This window comes from Rossellomorea sp. H136, assembly GCF_056838065.1.
Genome location: NZ_CM166371.1, coordinates 3,062,646 through 3,079,921, shown reverse-complemented (window position 1 = coordinate 3,079,921; position 17,276 = coordinate 3,062,646). Strand labels below are relative to the sequence as shown.

Annotated in this window: 21 protein-coding genes; 16 read left to right on the top strand and 5 right to left on the bottom strand. The window is 39.4% G+C overall.

What is annotated here, in order from left to right; all coding sequences use genetic code 11:
- Positions 1-4: 4 nt before the first annotated feature.
- From ACYH0O_RS15755 to ACYH0O_RS15745, 3 genes are read right to left on the bottom strand one after another with little or no spacing between them, the layout of a single operon-like run.
- On the bottom strand, positions 5-574 hold the full coding sequence (locus ACYH0O_RS15755; RefSeq protein ID WP_149156959.1) for a manganese catalase family protein: 570 nt from the start codon (positions 572-574) through the stop codon (positions 5-7).
- A 21-nt stretch (positions 575-595) separates the two neighbouring features.
- On the bottom strand, positions 596-856 hold the full coding sequence (locus ACYH0O_RS15750) for a spore coat protein CotJB (protein WP_482629470.1): 261 nt from the start codon (positions 854-856) through the stop codon (positions 596-598).
- Between the two features lie 6 nt (positions 857-862).
- Entirely contained in the window at positions 863-1,084 is a 222-nt protein-coding gene (locus tag ACYH0O_RS15745; RefSeq protein ID WP_426890668.1) for a spore coat associated protein CotJA, read from the bottom strand.
- A gap of 151 nt (positions 1,085-1,235) precedes the next feature.
- Here ACYH0O_RS15745 and ACYH0O_RS15740 point away from each other — a divergent pair, with 151 nt between their 5' ends.
- The 7 genes from ACYH0O_RS15740 to ACYH0O_RS15710 all read left to right on the top strand — a co-directional run bounded on the left by ACYH0O_RS15740 (position 1,236) and on the right by ACYH0O_RS15710 (position 7,578).
- Positions 1,236-1,871: a CBS domain-containing protein gene (locus ACYH0O_RS15740; protein WP_482629469.1), complete on the top strand. Its 636-nt coding sequence runs from the start codon at positions 1,236-1,238 to the stop codon at positions 1,869-1,871.
- A gap of 59 nt (positions 1,872-1,930) precedes the next feature.
- Positions 1,931-2,314: a hypothetical protein gene (locus tag ACYH0O_RS15735; RefSeq protein ID WP_426890669.1), complete on the top strand. Its 384-nt coding sequence runs from the start codon at positions 1,931-1,933 to the stop codon at positions 2,312-2,314.
- Positions 2,307-3,071, top strand: coding sequence for a metallophosphoesterase (locus ACYH0O_RS15730; RefSeq protein ID WP_482629468.1), 765 nt, complete (start codon positions 2,307-2,309; stop codon positions 3,069-3,071). The genes ACYH0O_RS15735 and ACYH0O_RS15730 overlap by 8 nt, the downstream gene beginning before the upstream one ends.
- Before the next feature lie 97 nt (positions 3,072-3,168).
- Complete coding sequence (locus ACYH0O_RS15725) at positions 3,169-4,080, top strand: MerR family transcriptional regulator (RefSeq protein WP_482629467.1); 912 nt, start codon at positions 3,169-3,171, stop codon at positions 4,078-4,080.
- A 71-nt stretch (positions 4,081-4,151) separates the two neighbouring features.
- Complete coding sequence (locus ACYH0O_RS15720; RefSeq protein WP_188048585.1) at positions 4,152-4,736, top strand: adaptor protein MecA; 585 nt, start codon at positions 4,152-4,154, stop codon at positions 4,734-4,736.
- A gap of 357 nt (positions 4,737-5,093) precedes the next feature.
- Positions 5,094-6,371, top strand: a complete 1,278-nt coding sequence (locus ACYH0O_RS15715; RefSeq protein ID WP_113967654.1) for a Glu/Leu/Phe/Val family dehydrogenase — start codon at positions 5,094-5,096, stop codon at positions 6,369-6,371.
- Positions 6,372-6,618: 247 nt separating this feature from the next.
- Entirely contained in the window at positions 6,619-7,578 is a 960-nt protein-coding gene (locus ACYH0O_RS15710; RefSeq protein WP_482632582.1) for a YpdA family putative bacillithiol disulfide reductase, read from the top strand.
- A 69-nt stretch (positions 7,579-7,647) separates the two neighbouring features.
- On the opposite strand, the gene ACYH0O_RS15705 is transcribed toward ACYH0O_RS15710, so the two are convergent.
- Complete coding sequence (locus tag ACYH0O_RS15705; protein ID WP_482629466.1) at positions 7,648-8,625, bottom strand: asparaginase; 978 nt, start codon at positions 8,623-8,625, stop codon at positions 7,648-7,650.
- A gap of 87 nt (positions 8,626-8,712) precedes the next feature.
- Here ACYH0O_RS15705 and prsW point away from each other — a divergent pair, with 87 nt between their 5' ends.
- Positions 8,713-9,399, top strand: coding sequence for a glutamic-type intramembrane protease PrsW (gene prsW, locus ACYH0O_RS15700; RefSeq protein ID WP_149156948.1), 687 nt, complete (start codon positions 8,713-8,715; stop codon positions 9,397-9,399).
- A 102-nt stretch (positions 9,400-9,501) separates the two neighbouring features.
- Here the strand turns inward: prsW and ACYH0O_RS15695 are convergent, their stop codons facing one another.
- The gene (locus tag ACYH0O_RS15695; protein WP_148970017.1) at positions 9,502-9,846 is read right to left on the bottom strand and encodes a hypothetical protein; all 345 of its coding nucleotides are present in this window, start codon (positions 9,844-9,846) and stop codon (positions 9,502-9,504) included.
- 249 nt (positions 9,847-10,095) lie between these two features.
- Here ACYH0O_RS15695 and sleB point away from each other — a divergent pair, with 249 nt between their 5' ends.
- The 8 genes from sleB (at position 10,096) to fni (ending at position 17,000) form a co-directional block, all read left to right on the top strand.
- Positions 10,096-10,923, top strand: a complete 828-nt coding sequence (gene sleB, locus ACYH0O_RS15690; protein WP_262481780.1) for a spore cortex-lytic enzyme — start codon at positions 10,096-10,098, stop codon at positions 10,921-10,923.
- 14 nt (positions 10,924-10,937) lie between these two features.
- On the top strand, positions 10,938-12,284 hold the full coding sequence (gene ypeB, locus ACYH0O_RS15685; RefSeq protein ID WP_482629465.1) for a germination protein YpeB: 1,347 nt from the start codon (positions 10,938-10,940) through the stop codon (positions 12,282-12,284).
- 151 nt (positions 12,285-12,435) lie between these two features.
- Positions 12,436-13,083 (top strand): flagellar brake protein, encoded by a 648-nt coding sequence (locus tag ACYH0O_RS15680; RefSeq protein ID WP_482629464.1) that lies wholly within the window; start codon positions 12,436-12,438, stop codon positions 13,081-13,083.
- Between the two features lie 28 nt (positions 13,084-13,111).
- On the top strand, positions 13,112-13,324 hold the full coding sequence (locus ACYH0O_RS15675; RefSeq protein ID WP_482629463.1) for a YpfB family protein: 213 nt from the start codon (positions 13,112-13,114) through the stop codon (positions 13,322-13,324).
- Between the two features lie 99 nt (positions 13,325-13,423).
- A complete protein-coding gene (cmk, locus tag ACYH0O_RS15670; protein ID WP_482629462.1) occupies positions 13,424-14,092 on the top strand; it encodes a (d)CMP kinase in 669 nt (222 codons plus the stop codon).
- Between the two features lies 1 nt (position 14,093).
- The gene (locus ACYH0O_RS15665) at positions 14,094-14,675 is read left to right on the top strand and encodes a lysophospholipid acyltransferase family protein (RefSeq protein ID WP_482629461.1); all 582 of its coding nucleotides are present in this window, start codon (positions 14,094-14,096) and stop codon (positions 14,673-14,675) included.
- Between the two features lie 120 nt (positions 14,676-14,795).
- Entirely contained in the window at positions 14,796-15,929 is a 1,134-nt protein-coding gene (rpsA, locus tag ACYH0O_RS15660) for a 30S ribosomal protein S1 (RefSeq protein ID WP_482632581.1), read from the top strand.
- A 12-nt stretch (positions 15,930-15,941) separates the two neighbouring features.
- A complete protein-coding gene (gene fni, locus ACYH0O_RS15655) occupies positions 15,942-17,000 on the top strand; it encodes a type 2 isopentenyl-diphosphate Delta-isomerase (RefSeq protein WP_482629460.1) in 1,059 nt (352 codons plus the stop codon).
- Positions 17,001-17,276 lie beyond the last annotated feature (276 nt).

Genomic DNA, 17,276 nt, shown 5'->3' with positions numbered 1-17,276 from the left:
TGCATTAAAAGAATACCTTTTTATCTCTTTCATCCTTAAGAATTTCGACTGCTTCACGGAAGCGTTGGGAGTGGACGATTTCACGCTCCCTTAAAAACCGCAAACCATCATTCAAATCAGGATCGTCACTCATATTTATGATCCACTGATAGGTAGCCCTTGCTTTCTCTTCAGCTGCTATATCCTCATATAAATCAGCAATCGGATCCCCTTTAGCCGCTATATAGGCTGTAGTAAACGGCACACCTGCAGCATTGTGATAGAAGATCGCTCCATCATGATTAACATAGTGAGGGTCAAGTCCAGCGTCCTTCATCTGCTGAGGAGTTGCATCTTTAACTAATTTATAAACCATTGTCGCGATCATTTCCAAGTGAGCAAACTCCTCCGTACCAATATCCGTTAACAATCCGATGACTTTGTCAGGGATGGTATAGCGTTGATTAAGATACCTTAGGGCAGCAGCAAGTTCTCCGTCAGCACCGCCGTATTGTTCAATCAGAAATTTTGCCAGTTTAGGATTGCATGTACTTACTCTGACCGGATATTGAAGTTTTTTCTCGTACACCCACATTTTCATGCACCTCCTAAAATATTAAACTTGCCATGGCCATGGAGCATCCTTCCAATCCCATGGGTAATTGGAGTAGCTATATCCAAAGTTTGTCAAAGGACCAAATTCCTTTTCGAATTTCTTCTTAATTTGTTTTCGCGTTTTGATATACATATTATATTGAGAGATTGCATCATAATCTTCAGGGTGTGTATCCAGGTAAAGGGTAAGGTCAATAATCACGAAATCTACGGCTTGTAACTCTTCCAGCACTTCATAATAATGGGGGGGAAGCTGTTTCATGTCAGTCTATTCTCCCTTCATCTGTTCATACGGGCTATAGTAGGGATCATAAAACACTTTCCATAGAGTACCTTTTTGTAACGCTTCTTTTGGTGAATATTGCTCCAGGTTGGGAGGTTGAAACCCTAAGTAAAGATTAGGGGGCGTTGAATAGACTTTCCGGGTAATAGGCTTACACGGATCGAATGGGCTTACATATGGGTAATAAGCTTTGTAAAATTCGTGCACGATAATCCCTCCTTTAAAGAAAATCCTTCGTAACAACATATGAAGTAGGTAAATAGAACATGTTAATTAATTTAAATTCATAAATAGGAAGGGGAAATTTGTGAAAATGTTGAATACTAAAGATGTAGGATATTAATGAAGAGGTGGTCAAATGTTTGTAAAAAGTGCCATGATACCGAAACACAAATGCTATGTTGTAGATGAAAATGATTCGATTGAAAAGACCCTTACAGTACTGGAACACCATAAAATCGATGGAGTGCCGGTACTCTCGAATGAAGAATTTAAAGGGGTGGCAACACGCTACAATATATATCAGAGCTTCTTCCTTTCAGGAATGGATAAAGAAGCCTTTCTTAAGGAGAAAAAGGTTCGTGATATTATTGCCGATACCGAAAAATATATAACCGATAAAGATGTATTCGAAAATGCATTGGTCGAATTGAAGGATTCTCCGATTCTTCCAGTCGTAGGACCGGATAATAACTTCCTTGGATTAATTACCCGCTTTGATGTACTTGATCAATTCAGAAGTGCATTTGGTATGGATCAAAAGGGAGTGCGCATCGCCTTTTCTTCTGTAGAAACAGAAGGACGGATTGCCCGTCTTGGAGATATCATCCAGCAGTACTCGGAATCGGTTATTTCCCTGGTTACCTTTGATGAAACTGATAAATTATTACGACGTATCGTACTAAAGGTCGAAAAGAAGGACAATATGGATAAATTCCTCAATAAGCTGGAGAAATCAGGATTCCGTATTCTTGATATTCATGAAGATGAATAATTGACTGAAACCCTGTATGAAAAAAAATCCCTCTCATAAGATTTATGGGAGGGATTTTTTTGATCAATCATACTGTTAAACTGCTTATCACGTTTCTATTAGGGTACCTATTCATTAAATGGTTTCCGGCTGCAGAATTGCTTGACATCTCTGAGTTCATTGTTGAGTTAGTCTTAAATCCCGTGCCATTCTTTGCGGCAATGATGGCCTTTATGGTGGGGTTAATGGTTCAAGGGAATTTATTGAAATTCGAAATATTTTCTATTCTAAGATTAATGAACGGTAAACTACATAAAGAGTTAATCTTCATCCCTTTTCATATAGGCATCATCTATTTGTTGAGCAGTTTTGGGATGTGGCAAACACTGATTTTTTCCTTCTTATCCATCTTTTATGGTATTATTTCTATAGATTTCCACCGACAAGGAGGCCACAATGCTTGAATTTATAATGTTTTTATTAGTAGGGGGAGTCAGTCTCCTCTTTTTTATGTTATATGAAGCACGTAGAAATGTTGTGAAAATGGAGAAGGTAAAGCTTCCTGCCCTTCCTGATAATATGGGCACGATTTCCATCTTTTTTATATCTGATATACATAAGCGGGAAGTGTCAAACGGAATTATTGATGAAGTGAAAGGGAAAGCTGATTTTGTCATCATTGGCGGAGATCTTCTGGAAAAAGGAGTGCCCTACTCAAGAGTCGAGCAAAACTTAGATAAACTGTTGACACTAGGTACGGTTTATTTTGTTTGGGGCAATAATGATCATGAAGTGAATACGAACAGGCTGACGGATATATTTAAACAAAAGGGAATCATTGAAATTGTAAATGATTCAGTTATGGTGCCTATTCATAACGGGAAGATTAATATGATCGGAGTGGACGATGCGAGTACGCAGAGAGCTTCTTACTCTTCTGCACTGAAAAAAACAATTCCGCATGAATTTAATATTTTAATCAGTCATGACCCTAGGCTTGTGAGGCAGGTACGAAAAGAAGAGGGAATTGACTTGATGTTGAGTGGCCATACACACGGTGGACAAATTCGTTTGTTTGGATGGGGACTGTATAAAAAAGGAAGACTTGAAAAGCTCCCACAGACCACCCTATTAGTAAGTAACGGCTATGGGACAACTGCGCTCCCATTACGCTTGGGAGCTCCGGCAGAAACCCATTTACTGAAAATCGAAAAGGGATGAAATGAACATTTGTTGTTCATTACCTGTACAAGTTTTACACAGTGTAGTTTCTCGATTATAATTTTAGAGAGAAGAGATTTACTTTGGGGGACTATTTATGAGCAATGACAAGAAGTTAGAAGGCAAATACAATATAAAAGCTGTGTCCACAATCTTAGGAATACAACCAGGTACATTAAGAGCATGGGAGAGAAGATATCAGATAATTGCTCCTGTACGTAATGAATCAGGTCATCGTTTGTACACAGAACAACATTTAAATATATTAAAATGGCTGGTTGAAAAGGTCAATCGGGGATTTACCATTAGTCAGGCTGTTGCTTTACTTGACAAACAAGAGCTTGATGAAAATGAGATTGCATCCTCTGAACGAAAGGACCGTACTCAGAGCATCTCGGATGATTTGTTAAAAGCACTCTTAAGGTTTGATGAAACAAAATCTCATGAATTAATCAACCAATCGTTTGCTGTTTACACGATTGATAAAGTGGTGATTGATATCCTGGGCAGCTTGCTGGTTAAAATCGGAGACCTGTGGGAGAACGGGAAGATCACGACGGCCCACGAGCATTTTGCAACATCGATACTTAGATCCCGTATCGGTATCATCATGCACTCTTTTCCACACAACGGAATCTTACCTAAAGTTGTAGCCGTTTGCGGACCTGAAGAATGGCATGAATTAGGATTGTTAATCTTTACTCTCTATGTAAGAAGAAAGGGATTTGAAGTAATCTACTTAGGCTCCAGCATTAAAGAAAATGATATCGACATCGTACTTGACGAAGTCGATCCTAAGTTCCTATTCTTCTCCTGCACCTTAAAGGAGAATGTAGACAACCTGTTGTCACTCGTAACTTCATTAAAGGATGATCGGGAAGGCCTGGAAATTGGAATAGGCGGTTTTGCTGTAGACCATCTCCCCGATGACAAGAAAGAAGAATTTCAGGAACACATTGTCGGACAATCCCAATCTGATTGGGAACTTTGGCTGAAAAGTAAATTATAATTGGATTATGCACTGTTTTCTGCCCCTTACATAGTATGGTGATAAATCGTCACACTCTAGGGGGTACGAAGATGAAGCTTGAAAGAATCTCAGACAACAAAATAAAATTTTCCATTAGTGTGGAAGAATTAGAGCAAAAAGGCTTATTTGAACAAGACCAATGGAAAGATTCCTATATGTGGCATGATCTTTTTGAAGACATGTTAGATGAAGTTCAGGGCAAGTTCGGCATTGAAACACAAATGGAAATCACCGTGGAGATTGAGTCCTTTGATGATCAGGAAATCTGCATGATCCTCACATTAGAGTCAGAAGATGACTTTTCTGATTGGGAAGACGAAAGTGGAATCATGAAGTCCATGAATGATCATGATGTGCTCGTTTACTTTGATGATTTCGAGGATGTTCTGGATCTCCTTAAACGCATCAACGAATTGAACAAAGTGAACAACCGCGTTATACAATTAAGCATTTATTATTATGAAAAAAACTATTACTTACTTATTGAAAATCTATTGGAATACGATAGCTTGGTCATGGAGGCTATTTGCGCTGAATACGGTCAGCAATCAAAGACCACGAAACATATCCTGATGGAGTATGGCCGTGCTGTTTTAATAAAAGATTCCATTGATAAAATTCTGTTTTATTTTTGATCATGTATGTTGAAGCGAATCTCCCCCCCCCTTTTAGATATATGTTTGATTATGATTTATAAGGAAAATAGACATTATTTTGCACTTTTAGGGTGTTTCCTGGAAGTGTTTTTTGTTATGGAGATGGTCGTTGTGATTACTTGTATGGCCCTGACCAGGACGCCTTTCCGGTGGGGCCGCCTTATGCTTGTCGGGCCTACCCAAGCCGCCTCCGCTTTTCAATTATGACAGCGTTTTCAAAAAAATCCGCTTTTTTTGATTTTCCTTCTTTGCAAGAAGAATTCAAACGTGTATACTATGTCATGAAAGCGGACGAGGTTCCGTTAAACAGTGAAGCATACTGGGAGGTTTACATAAATGGTAGCCGATAAGGGGAAAGAAAATCACCAAGCATCTGATCAACACGATGTATTGAAATCTACACAAACGGTTATTCATCTTGCACTTGATAAATTGGGGTATTCACAAGAAGTATATGAATTATTAAAAGAACCTGTACGAATGTTAACGGTTAAAATACCAGTCCGGATGGATGATGGAAAAGTAAAAGTTTTCACGGGATACCGTGCTCAACATAATGATGCAGTTGGACCAACAAAAGGTGGGATTCGATTTCACCCAAATGTAACTGAAAAAGAAGTTAAAGCGCTTTCCATATGGATGAGCTTGAAATGTGGAATTGTAGACCTTCCGTACGGTGGAGGTAAAGGGGGGATCATTTGTGATCCCCGGGATATGTCATTTAGAGAGCTAGAGCGATTAAGTCGTGGTTATGTTCGCGCTATCAGCCAAATTGTCGGACCATCTAAAGATATTCCCGCTCCCGATGTTTTTACAAACTCGCAAATCATGGCGTGGATGATGGACGAATACAGTCGAATTGATGAGTATAATTCTCCAGGGTTTATTACAGGGAAACCACTGGTGCTTGGGGGTTCCCATGGTCGTGAAACGGCAACTGCGAAGGGCGTGACGATTTGTATTCATGAAGCAGCCAAGAAAAAAGGAATAAAGCTTAAAGGGGCGAGAGTAGTCGTTCAAGGCTTTGGTAATGCCGGAAGCTTCCTTGCAAAGTTTATGCATGATGCAGGAGCAAAGGTGATTGGGATTTCTGATGCTTACGGTGGACTTCATGACAAAGATGGGCTGGATATTGATTATTTGCTGGATCGTCGGGATAGTTTTGGAACGGTTACGAAACTATTTAATAATACGATAACAAATGAAGAACTATTAGAGCTGGACTGTGACATTCTCGTGCCTGCAGCAATTGAGAATCAGATCACAGAAAAAAATGCTCACAATATTCGGGCAAGTATTGTGGTAGAAGCTGCGAACGGACCGACAACATTAGAGGCAACAAAAATCTTAACAGAGCGAGGAATTTTATTAGTGCCAGATGTTTTAGCTTCATCAGGCGGAGTAACGGTTTCTTACTTTGAATGGGTACAAAATAATCAAGGATATTATTGGTCTGAAGAAGAAGTTGAAGAAAAGCTGGAAAAGATACTAGTCAGCTCCTTTAATAATGTATATGAAACTTCCCAGTCCAGACGAGTCGATATGAGACTCGCTGCATATATGGTAGGGGTAAGAAAGATGGCCGAAGCATGCCGGTTCAGAGGTTGGATTTAATTCCAGTTGAGGATGAGATGAATGACATCTCATCCTTTTTCAATTCTATATAATGGCTCATTACAATAATTTCAGCTGAAATTAGAAATCATACTACTGATGGAGATCCTGAGGTTCGAGTGCTTCCTTTTGACCAAATCGTAATCTTATTCCATAATAATTGGGTAGAAAATATTTTAACATCTGAAGTGAACGAACGTAAATTACCATTCAGATAGAGGAATTGAAGGAGTGTCTGAATTTGAAAATGGAAGAATGCATTATTGTAGGTGGGGGACCATGTGGGTTGTCAGCTGCTATTAATTTAAAAGAAAAGGGAATCGATCCTTTAATCATTGAAAAAGGGAATATCGTGAATGCCATTTACCACTATCCCACTCATCAAACGTTTTTTTCATCAAGTGAAAAGCTCGAAATTGGTGACGTTCCTTTTGTTATTGAAGAACACAAACCAAGGCGAAATCAAGCACTCGTGTATTATCGTGAAGTAGCGAAGCGGAAAGAATTAAGAATCAATCGATTCGAAACAGTTCATAAGGTAGAGAAGAAAGGCGGCCTTTTTTCCGTTTCCACCTCAAGGGGAACGTATGAAAGTAAATACATCGTCATTGCGACCGGTTACTATGATCATCCCAATTATTTAGAGATTCCAGGAGAGAAATTAGAGAAAGTCTTTCATTATTTTAAAGAAGCACATCCCTTTTTTGACACAGATGTGGTTGTGATTGGAGGGAAGAACTCAGCGGTTGATGCAGCACTTGAATTGAATAAAGCGGGAGCAAGAGTCACTGTCATATACCGGGGAAGCGAGTACTCGAAAAGTGTTAAGCCCTGGATACTCCCTAACTTTGATGCGCTTGTCAGAAATGGTGAGGTAATGATGGAATTCAACGCGTGTGTAGAGGAGATCACAGAGGACTCTGTCACCTACAAGGTAAATGGTGAGAAAATAGAAATCAAAAATGACTTTGTATTTGCAATGACAGGTTATCACCCGGATCATAGCTTTCTGACGAAAATGGGAATAATTATTGACAAGGATACAGGACGACCTGCTTTTCATCAAGAAACGATGGAAACGAATGTAGAAGGAATCTATATTGCAGGTGTCATTGTTGCGGGAAACAATGCGAATGAGATCTTTATTGAAAATGGTCGATTGCATGGCGGATTGATCGCTGAATCCATTACACAAAAAGGAAAATGACAAAGGAAAGAGGCTCCGCTGTGAGCCTCTTTCCTTCATGATGTTTATGATCCTGGTGGAATGAAATCCTTAATTTTTGAAAATCGTTTCTAATTCTTTAATGTCATCAGTTTGGGAAAGAGCCACCATTAACTTGATTCTTGCTTTTTGTCCATTTAGGCCATTTGAGAAGATAACCCCTTTTTCTTTCAGTTGTTTCCCCCCTCCTGAATAGCCGTATATATCCTGAACAATCCCATTAAAGCATCTCGAAACCATTACAACCGGGATATTAGCAGCTAACAGTCCGTTAATTCCATCGACCGTATCCGGCGGTAGATTTCCTTGTCCTAATGCTTCTATTACAACCCCATCGTACTGTAAGTCTTTTATGGCAACTAATAAGCCTGAGTCCATACCGGCGTATGCTTTGATCAGTGTAACTCTCTTGGAAATGTCACAAACCTGATAATGCTCATTCGATGTCGGCTGGTGATGAAAAAGAACTCCTCTTTTAGTCACAATCCCGATTGGACCATACTGTGGGCTTTGAAAGGTAGATACATTGCTTGTGTGAGTTTTCGTCACGTTTTTAGCAGAGTGGATTTCGTCATTCAGGACGACTAAGACCCCCTTGTTCTTGGATTGGTCATCAGCTGCTACCCGAACGGATGATATGAGGTTATACAGACCGTCTGCTCCAATCTCATTACTTGATCTCATTGCCCCTGTGACGACAAGGGAGACTGGAAGAGAAAGGGTTAAATCCAGGAAGTAGGCAGTTTCTTCGAGCGTATCTGTTCCGTGGGTAATGACGACTCCGTCAAATGATTTTTCCCTATATTTCGTTTCGATTATCTCTTTTAATTGCTGCATATGCTCTGGTGTAATATGGGGGGAAGGCAGATGAAATGCTTCTAAGACCGTTAGATTTGCTAAATTCGATACGATAGATGTTTGTACCGAAAGGGGGTTTTCCTTCCCGGGAGTGACTGCTCCAGTTTGTTCGTCTTCCATCATGGAGATGGTACCGCCTGTATGTATGACCAAAATATCTTTCTTCATCATTCATTCCTCCAACCAAATAAATTCCTGTTTCCATTCCTACATTAACATGATACGATTAAGAAAACAGAAAGAAAAGAGGACTTTTTTATGCTGGTGATTTTATCAGCGGGTATAGCACCAGGATTAGCATTGCTAAGTTACTTTTATTTACGGGATGAATATGAGGCGGAACCTATTACGCTAGTGTTCAAAACCTTTATGTATGGGGCCCTTATCACCTTTCCTATTATGTTTTTACAATATGTTTTAGAAGTTGAAGGAATCATTGATTCAAATTGGTCTACGGCATTCATTTCTTCCGGGCTTTTAGAAGAATTTTTCAAATGGTTTATTTTAATGTTTGCTATTTTCCAACATGTTGATTTTAATGAACCTTACGACGGCATTATCTATGGTGCAAGTGTGTCACTCGGATTTGCTACTATTGAAAATATTTTGTATTTGGTTGCTAATGGTGTTGAACATGCATTTGGAAGAGCGATCCTTCCTGTTTCAAGTCATGCGTTGTTCGGTGTCATTATGGGATATTACTTAGGGAAAGCTAAGTTTTCCTCCAGTGAAGAAAGGCATAAGTGGCTTTTCATTGCGATTTCTGTGCCCCTACTGTTACATGGAACATATAATTACATCTTTTTAGCGGAGAAAAACTGGATCTATTATATGGTACCGTTTATGTTTTTCTTATGGTGGCTTGGTTTGAAGAAAGTGAAAAGTGCTCATCGATTAACTGAAAAGAAATACACGGGTACTGATTTAGAAAAAGAAATTATTTAAAAGGACGCTTTCTATTTAAAGCGTCTTTTTTGCATTTTTAGGTTCCTGATTTCTCCCTCGCAATAAAAAACCGCCTTTAGCAAAGACGGTTCAATAGAATATTTACTTGTATGCAGCTGCAAGATCCGTTTTAGGTGCCTCTTTCCGTTTCACTTCATCAATTTTATTCACGAACATTTGAAACACTTTTCTTTTTTCGTCCAATTCACGTATGTATTCCTTCAGTTCATTGTACTTTTCTTCAAATGGCTTATGATACATTTCCCTAATATTTTCGATGATTTCCTCATTCACCGTTGATTGAATGACTTGCTTTGTAATGCCGTACTTATAGGAATACACCTTCAATTCCTTCTTTATCTCTTCATAGTCAGTATTAATCTGATCCAACACTTCTGAAATATCTTCTTTCCACTCATCTAATGATTTCGCTAAATAGTCCTCCATCTTGACCTCCCACTATTATTAAATTTGGTATGAAGTAATCCTCATTCTATTATAACTCTGATTGTTTACACGGCTTTTGCTGGGACATTACAGAGTCTTATCAATGATGTGGCAGGTTGTTTTCTAAAATTTATTATTCACTTGTATAAAATGGGAGCCTCTACAAAAACTAGAGTTAATGTTAATTGAAGATATGGAGGTTAAAGCATTATGAATAGTCGCTTCAAATTGATTTCTACTTCAGTCGTCATGGTGCTTATGTGTTCACTTTTTATGATTTCGTCTGAAGGAGAGAAGGCAGACGCTTTTACGAATCAAGTGATACAACATGGCGCAACAGGTGAGGATGTAATCGAGCTGCAATCCAGACTTCAATATATCGGGTACTATAACGGTGATATTGATGGAGTCTTTGGGTGGGGCACATATTGGGCACTGAGAAACTTTCAATATGAGTTCGGACTTCCCATTGATGGGTTGGCAGGAGAGAAAACGAAACAAAAATTGGTGAAAGCCTCAAAGTATAACAAGCAATTTGTAAAAGAACAAATTGAAAAAGGCAACAATTTCAGTCATTATGGCGGAACAGATTTAAATAAACAAAAAGGTCCAGGGACTGGAGGCGGAACATCCGGCGGAAAAGCAGCTCCTCAAAAGAAACCTGCTCCAAAACCAACGCCAACTCCATCCAAACCAACTGCAGTGAATACCCCTAATGGATTTTCACAGAACGACATTCAACTTATGGCAAATGCCGTATATGGAGAAGCACGTGGTGAGCCGTATGAGGGACAAGTTGCAGTAGCGGCCGTTATTCTCAATCGGATAGACAGTTCTGCATTCCCCAATACAGCTGCAGGGGTCATTTTTGAACCGGGTGCCTTTACAGCTGTAGCAGACGGTCAGATATGGCTAACACCAAATGAAAAAGCGAAAGAAGCGGTTTTGGATGCCATAAACGGCTGGGATCCTTCTTCAAGTGCTCTCTATTACTTTAACCCTGTGACGGCAACAAGCAAGTGGATTTGGTCACGTCCACAAATCAAGAAAATAGGAAAGCACATATTCTGTAGTTAAAGAGGTGAAGTAAATTGCTACGTGTCATTTTAATAACGGTGCTCGTCCTTGGTGTTGCAGGAACCGCATTCTGGGGATACCAAGAGCATCAGGAAAAAAATGCGATATTAATCAATGCTGAAAATAACTATCAAAGGGCGTTTCATGAGTTAACTTATCAAGTGGATCTGCTTCACGATAAGATTGGTTCAACTCTTGCCATGAATTCAAGGAAATCATTGTCTCCGGCGCTTGCCGATGTGTGGAGATTAACTTCTCAGGCACACAGCGATGTAGGGCAGCTTCCCTTAACCCTGCTTCCTTTTAATAAAACAGAGGAATTCTTAAGTAATATCGGAGATTTTAGTTACCGGGTGGCAGTGCGAGATTTAGACAAGAATCCATTGACGGATAAAGAATATAAATCACTTGAAAATTTATATGAACAAAGTGCTGATATTCAGAATCAATTAAGAAAGGTCCAACATCTGGTTATGGAGAACAACCTGAGATGGATGGATGTGGAGCTTGCTTTGGCGTCAGGAAATGAACAGGCTGATAACACCATTATCGATGGCTTTAAAACCGTTGAAAAGAATGTATCTGGATATGATGAAGCAAACTTTGGTTCTACAACATTTGTGAATACTGAGAAGAAAGACCAAAATTTTCAGAAGATAAAAGGAAAAGAGATTTCAAAGGATGAGGCTGTTTCAATCTTAAAAAAATATTCCGGGATAAATGAAAAGACTGATGCAAAGGTAACAAAGAGCGGGAAAGGCTCTGACTACAAATTTTATAGTGTTACGATAGAAAAAGGTAAAACACACGCAAGTATGGATGTAACTCAAAAAGGTGGATATCCAATCTGGTATATTAACAATCGGGAAGTCCAAAAAGCAAATATCAGCTTAAATAAAGCGGCTGAGAAAGCGACTGCCTTCCTCAAGGATAACGACTTTGAAAAATTAGAACTATTTGAAAGTGCACAGTATGACAACATAGGGATTTTCACATATGTTACAGTATTGGATGGAGTAAGAGTTTATCCAGACTCTGTTAAAATAAAGGTCGCATTAGATAATGGACAAATCGTCGGATTTGCTGCCGAAGAATATTTGAAGAATAACCATGACAGAGAAATCGGACAACCGTCCATTACTCAAGCGGAAGCTAAAGAAACGACAAACCCTAATCTTAAAGTAATGGAAGAACGTAAAGCGGTAATTGTGAATGATCTTAATGAAGAAGTGCTCTGCTACGAATTCTTAGGGATGCTGGGTAAGGATACCTTTAGAATATTTATCAATGCAAACACAGGAGAAGAAGAAAAAGTAGAGAAGCTCAGAAAAGCGGAACCGATTTATGAAGAAGTCGTCTAAGCTTTTAAAGGGACGGACCTCCGATATGGAGGTCCGTCCCTATTCTTTAGATGTGGAAAAATTCAGAATAGAGATTCAAAAAGGTATGGAAAGGTGAGGAAGGTCATGCCATAATATAGATACATAAAATGGGAAGTGGGAGTATTATACTATGATAAAAGCAGGTACCACATTACAGTTGGAACCCATACATAATGATACATTTGAACGGTATAGTTGCCGGGTCGTCGAGATTGGGGAAGAAGGGCTTTATATTGATTACCCTATTCATACAAAAACAGAGAAAGCCGTTTTCTTAATAAATGGTACACAACTCAAAGCAAGCTTCATCGTTAATGAGCAGACGGTACTTATGTTTGAAACAGAAGTGAAGGGCCGTAAACTATCCAAAATACCGATGATCCGCATTCATTATCCAGGTGAGGAAGGTTTAGAAAAGGTCCAAAGAAGACAGTTTGTACGAGTAGAAGCGAACACAGATATCTCAATAAAAATAAATGAGGGTTATTTTCCAACGATTACAGAGGATATCAGTGCAGGAGGATGCGCGGTATTAGTGAGAGAGGGGATGGACCTGAAAAGTGGTTCTAACATATCTACAACCATCGTTTTTCCTATGCAAACGGGTGAGAACAAGTATGTAGAAATAGAAGGTAAAGTTATCCGCATCTGGGAAAAAAGCCACAAAAAAGTTGCAAGTATCGAATTTGTTAATTTAACTGAAAATCAACGACAGCTAATTTTAAGATATTGCTTTGAAAGACAGTTGAACTTACGAAAAAAAGGGATACTTGAATAAAATTCCATAATTTACACATACTTTTTCTATGAATAGGAAAAGGGTGAGAACAATTAAATCCGTTGAGCGAATATTAATCAAATTAGTCATTATACATTTCATTTTATTAATAGCAGTCCAATTTGTTATCCATGAATTAAATATCCTTCCGGAGCTCAATAAGATCGTTTTTTATGAAGGCGTCGAAAAAATGGAGTACAGCGAAATAGTCGAAACCTTATCAGGTAAAGCAGGTAATTAATTGCCTGCTCTTTTTTTGAATAAAGATTCTTTCAACCTGGTGTGAGATTTATGTTAAAATAGGTAAGAAAATTATTAGGAAATTAAGTAGGTGGATTATTTGAAGAAATTAAGAATTGCGATTGATGGTCCTGCAGCTGCGGGGAAAAGTACAGTGGCAAAAATTGTAGCAGGGAAATTATCTTATCTTTATATTGATACCGGAGCGATGTACCGATCATTAACATATAAAGCTTTGAAACTGAATATAGATTTGCATGATGAAAATGAGTTGAAGGAATTATTAGCTCAAACAAAAATCACGCTTGAACCGACTGAAGATGGCCAAATTGTGTATGTAGACGGGGAAAATGTCACAGATGAAATTCGTCAAGCCGCTGTTACCAATTCAGTATCTCATGTGGCCGTTCATTCTCAAGTTAGAGAAGAGATGGTGACTAGGCAGCAGCAGTTGGCTAAACAAGGTGCTGTTGTAATGGACGGAAGAGATATCGGGACCCATGTTATTCCCGACGCTGAAATTAAAGTGTTTTTACTTGCAAGTGTAGATGAAAGGGCCCAAAGAAGACATGAAGAAAACATTTCGAAAGGGTTCCCTTCTGACCTGGAACAATTAAAAGTAGAAATTGCCCGCCGTGACAAGATCGATTCTGAAAGAGAAGTGGCTCCACTTAAGAAAGCGGAGGACGCAACTGAAATAGATACAACTTCACTTTCCATCCCTGAAGTAGTGGATCAAATTATGCTGTTAGTAGAAAGGAAAGGTTAATGTGAACTTGTATTCATTTGCTAAAGGTCTCGTAAAATCGATTCTTTCCCCACTCTATCGCATTGAGGTCAAAGGATTAGAGCATTTCCCTGAAGAGGGGGGAGTCTTATTATGCACCAACCATATTCATAACTTTGACCCCCCGGTGGTGGGGATTTCAGCTCCCAGACCTGTTTCTTTTATGGCTAAAGAAGAGCTTTTCAGTGTCCCAGTATTAGGTAAGCTATTACCCGATTTACGGGCATTCCCGGTGAAAAGGGGAATGAGTGACCGGGAAGCACTCCGAAAAGGTTTGCAGGTCCTTAAACAAGGAGATGTTTTAGGACTGTTCCCAGAGGGTACTAGAAGTAAGACAGGTAAAATAGGTAAGGGATTAGCAGGAGCGGGTTTCTTTGCTCTTCGTTCCGATGCTTACGTTGTCCCTTGTGCAATCATTGGACCCTATAAGCCTTTCAGGAAATTAAAGGTCGTATTCGGGCCGCCTATTGCAATGGAGGGCATTCGAGAACAAAAACTGAATGCAGAGAAAACAACTGAAATTATTATGAAGCATATCGAAAAACTAATTCATGAGCATGAATAATATGAGCTTTCTCGCTTGACAAATAGTAGTATTTATTAGAAGTTAGTAGAAAGAATATTTTAAATTGTGAAGTCTCGCAATTATCAAAAATCTTTGCAGTCATGGATTAAGGAGGAGTACATAATGGAAGACATGAATGGAATTGAAGTGAAAAATCTTGAAATCGGTGAAAAAGTTAAAGGAACAGTCACTAAGGTTGAAGAAAAGCAGGTCTTAGTCGACGTTCAAGATAGCAAAGTGGATGGCATCATTCCAATTAGTGAACTCTCAAGCCTTCATATCGAAAAAGCTTCTGATGTAGTCAGTGAAGGGGATGTACTTGAGTTAATCGTGACAAAAGTTGAAGAAGAACTTCTGGTTCTTTCTAAACGAAAAGTAGATGCTGAAAAAGCATGGGAAGAAATGAAGGTTCGCTTTGAAAGTGGCGACATCTTTGAAGCGGAAGTCAAAGATGTTGTGAAGGGCGGCCTTGTAGTTGATCTTGGAGTTAGAGGATTTGTTCCTGCATCATTAGTTGAGGACTATTATGTGGAAGATTTCTCGGACTATAAGGACAAAATACTGACGTTCAAGATTGTTGAATTGGATCAGGAAAAAAATCGTCTAATCCTATCACACCGGGCTGTTGTAGAAGCGGAAAAGCTACACCAGAAGAAGCAGCTTCTTACGGATATTGAATCTGGTGCTGTTCTTGAAGGTACAGTTCAGCGTATCACAGATTTCGGAGCGTTCGTAGACATTGGTGGAGTAGATGGATTGGTGCATATCTCCCAACTTTCTCACGAACACGTTGAAAAGCCTTCAGACGTAGTAACTGAAGGACAAAAAGTACAGGTTAAAGTTCTAAGCGTCGATCGTGACAACGAACGTATCTCTTTATCCATTAAAGAAACCCTGCCAGGACCTTGGAGTGATATTTCTGAGAAGGCGCCTAAAGGCAGTGTTCTGGACGGAGTGGTTAAACGCTTAGTATCATATGGAGCATTTGTAGAAGTGTTACCTGGCGTTGAAGGTCTTGTTCACATCTCTCAAATTTCACATAAGCATATCGGTACACCGCACGAAGTCCTTCAGGAAAACCAAGAAGTACAAGTGAAGGTATTGGATGTAAATGAGAATGATCAACGTTTATCTTTAAGCATCAAATCTCTTGAAGAAAAAGAGGAAGAAGTGACTGACTACGAAATGCCTGAAGAGAATACCGGCTTCCAGTTAGGTGAAATGATTGGTGATAAATTAAAAGATCTTAAGTAATGGTGATGAATAGTGACAAGAGCTCAAAGAAAGCAAGACCACATTAATTACGCTTTATCAACTGGCCAACAACGAAGAACAGGTTTTGATGAAGTTGCTTTTGTCCACCAAAGCTTACCGGATATAGCAGTAGATGAAGTTCATCTACAGGCAGAGATTGGCGAACTTAATTGGAGTTCGCCAATTTTCATAAATGCTATGACAGGCGGCGGTGGTGAATCAACTTCTAAAATCAATGAAGAATTAACGATTCTTGCACGGGAAACAGGTCTGGCCATCGCTGTCGGATCTCAAATGTCCGCACTTAAAGACCCTTCAGAACGAAAAACGTACGAAATCGTTCGTCAACATAATCCAAATGGTATTATATTAGGGAATTTGGGAAGTGAAGCAACTGTTCAACAGGCAAAAGATGCCGTAGAGATGATTAGTGCCAATGCGTTGCAAATCCATTTAAATGTCATACAAGAATTAACCATGCCCGAAGGTGACAGGGACTTCAGAGGGGCCATGGACAGAATACAGGAGATTGCTGAAAGTATTCCAGTACCTGTCATAGTGAAAGAAACGGGTTTTGGTATTAGTAAAGAGACTGCAGAATCCTTGTCCCACTCGAACATTTCAGCCATTGATGTGGGGGGATTCGGTGGTACCAACTTCTCTAAAATCGAAAATCAACGCAGAAAACGAATGTTGGAGTTCTTCGATGATTGGGGTATACCCACTGCCATTTCAATTGCTGAAAGTCATAAAGCATCCATCAAGCCGGTTCTTGCTTCAGGTGGTATCCAAAATAGCTTAGACATCGTTAAGTCTCTAGGATTAGGAGCATCTGCAGTAGGGATGGCCGGCATCATTCTCAAACAGCTTTTAGACTCAGGACTTGAAAACACCATTGAAGAAGTGAATCAAATTCATACGGATATTAAGTTCCTGATGAGTGCGCTGGGGTGCAGGCGTCTAGAAAATCTTCACAGCGTTCCACTCGTGTTGTCAGGCGACGTGTTTCATTGGCTGGACGTTAGAGGATTGAATCCTGAAAGTTATAGCAATAGAACGTTTAATAAGTAAAAAGAACGAATTCTCACTTGAGAATTCGTTCTTTTTTTGTTGCATGTATAGTTGTGGATTTTTAGATATTTTTGTAAAGTGGCTGAATTAACACATGAAACGGCTGGATTTTTGTTAAAATCGGCCTGATTCCTACCTCTTTCTGTCATGTTCTTCTTATGCTTGTCTCCCCAGGTCAAGCCCCTTCCGCTTTTCTTGATGTCCAGCTACAGGGGCTTGGGGCTCGAGGTCATAAGCCAAGTCACCCAAAAAGGCAAAGGACGCCTTTCCGGGTGA

Excerpts from the sequence above, each read along its gene's own strand:
- prsW (WP_149156948.1), top strand. The coding sequence starts at position 8,713 with ATGCTGGTGATTTTATCAGCGGGTATAGCACCAGGATTAGCATTGCTA.
- ACYH0O_RS15715 (WP_113967654.1), top strand. The coding sequence starts at position 5,094 with ATGGTAGCCGATAAGGGGAAAGAAAATCACCAAGCATCTGATCAACAC.
- ACYH0O_RS15740 (WP_482629469.1), top strand. The coding sequence starts at position 1,236 with ATGTTTGTAAAAAGTGCCATGATACCGAAACACAAATGCTATGTTGTA.
- sleB (WP_262481780.1), top strand. The coding sequence starts at position 10,096 with ATGGTGCTTATGTGTTCACTTTTTATGATTTCGTCTGAAGGAGAGAAG.
- ACYH0O_RS15675 (WP_482629463.1), top strand. The coding sequence starts at position 13,112 with ATGAATAGGAAAAGGGTGAGAACAATTAAATCCGTTGAGCGAATATTA.
- ACYH0O_RS15705 (WP_482629466.1), bottom strand. The coding sequence starts at position 8,625 with ATGATGAAGAAAGATATTTTGGTCATACATACAGGCGGTACCATCTCC.
- ACYH0O_RS15680 (WP_482629464.1), top strand. The coding sequence starts at position 12,436 with ATGATAAAAGCAGGTACCACATTACAGTTGGAACCCATACATAATGAT.
- ACYH0O_RS15750 (WP_482629470.1), bottom strand. The coding sequence starts at position 856 with ATGAAACAGCTTCCCCCCCATTATTATGAAGTGCTGGAAGAGTTACAA.
- ACYH0O_RS15755 (WP_149156959.1), bottom strand. The coding sequence starts at position 574 with ATGTGGGTGTACGAGAAAAAACTTCAATATCCGGTCAGAGTAAGTACA.
- ACYH0O_RS15710 (WP_482632582.1), top strand. The coding sequence starts at position 6,619 with ATGGAAGAATGCATTATTGTAGGTGGGGGACCATGTGGGTTGTCAGCT.
- ACYH0O_RS15720 (WP_188048585.1), top strand. The coding sequence starts at position 4,152 with ATGAAGCTTGAAAGAATCTCAGACAACAAAATAAAATTTTCCATTAGT.
- ACYH0O_RS15730 (WP_482629468.1), top strand. The coding sequence starts at position 2,307 with ATGCTTGAATTTATAATGTTTTTATTAGTAGGGGGAGTCAGTCTCCTC.
- ACYH0O_RS15695 (WP_148970017.1), bottom strand. The coding sequence starts at position 9,846 with ATGGAGGACTATTTAGCGAAATCATTAGATGAGTGGAAAGAAGATATT.
- ACYH0O_RS15725 (WP_482629467.1), top strand. The coding sequence starts at position 3,169 with ATGAGCAATGACAAGAAGTTAGAAGGCAAATACAATATAAAAGCTGTG.